Here is a 1128-nt window from a genome sequence, read left to right on the forward strand (position 1 = left end):
CTCAATAAACGACCACGGATCGGATCGACTTGCCCTGGTGCATGAGGTCGAAGGCGTCGTTGATGTCTTCGAGCTTGAGGGTGTGGGTGATCAGCGGGTCGATCTGGATCTGCTGGTCCATGTACCACTCGACGATCTTGGGCGTGTCGGTGCGGCCCCTGGCCCCGCCAAAGGCGGTGCCCTGCCACTTGCGGCCGGTGACCAGCTGGAACGGCCTGGTCGCGATCTCCTGGCCGGCCCCGGCCACGCCGATGATGGTCGAGACGCCCCAGCCGCGATGGCAGCATTCCAGCGCCTGGCGCATCAGCTGGACATTGCCCACGCACTCGAAGCTGTAGTCCGCCCCGCCATCGGTGAGCGCCACCAGATGCTGGACCAGGTCGCCCTGCACCTCCTTCGGGTTGACGAAATGGGTCAGCCCGAACTGGCGGGCCATCGCCTCGCGCTCGGGGTTCAGGTCCACGCCCACGATCATCTTGGCGCCAGCGAGCTTGGCTCCCTGGATCACGTTCAGCCCGATGCCGCCCAAGCCGAACACCACCACGTTCGAGCCCACCTCGATCTTGGCGGTCCAGATCACCGCCCCGATCCCGGTGGTCACCCCGCAGCCGACATAGCAGACCTTGTCGAAGGGCGCGTCCTCGCGGATCTTGGCGAGGGCGATCTCCGGCACCACCGTGTAGTTGGCAAACGTCGAGCAGCCCATGTAATGATAGATCGGCTCGCCTTTCAGCGAGAAGCGGGTGGTGCCGTCCGGCATCAGCCCCTTGCCTTGCGTGGCGCGGATCGCGGTGCACAGATTGGTCTTGCGCGACAGGCAGCTTTTGCACTGCCGGCATTCGGGCGTGTAGAGCGGGATCACGTGGTCGCCGGGCTTGACCGAGGTGACACCCGGCCCGCACTCCACCACCACGCCGGCACCCTCATGGCCCAGGATCGCCGGGAAGATCCCTTCCGGATCGGCGCCCGACCGGGTGAACTCGTCGGTGTGGCAGATCCCGGTGGCTTTCAGCTCCACCAGCACCTCGAACGCCTTGGGCCCTTCCAGATCGACCGTCTCGATCCGCAACGGCTCGCCCGCCGCAAACGCCACCGCGGCCTGTACCTTCATCGTCGCGTTCCTTCCTT

General features: G+C 65.9%; 1 protein-coding gene. It reads right to left on the reverse strand.

What is annotated here, in order from left to right:
* Position 1 precedes the first annotated feature (1 nt).
* The gene (locus HLA95_RS27425; RefSeq protein WP_191062589.1) at positions 2 to 1111 is read right to left on the reverse strand and encodes an S-(hydroxymethyl)glutathione dehydrogenase/class III alcohol dehydrogenase; all 1110 of its coding nucleotides are present in this window, start codon (positions 1109 to 1111) and stop codon (positions 2 to 4) included.
* Positions 1112 to 1128 lie beyond the last annotated feature (17 nt).

It is taken from the genome of Geminicoccus harenae (genome assembly GCF_019800005.1).
GTDB lineage: Bacteria > Pseudomonadota > Alphaproteobacteria > Geminicoccales > Geminicoccaceae > Geminicoccus > Geminicoccus harenae.

Coding starts and splice junctions, on each gene's coding strand:
- HLA95_RS27425 (WP_191062589.1), bottom strand. CDS start 1,111: ATGAAGGTACAGGCCGCGGTGGCGTTTGCGGCGGGCGAGCCGTTGCGG.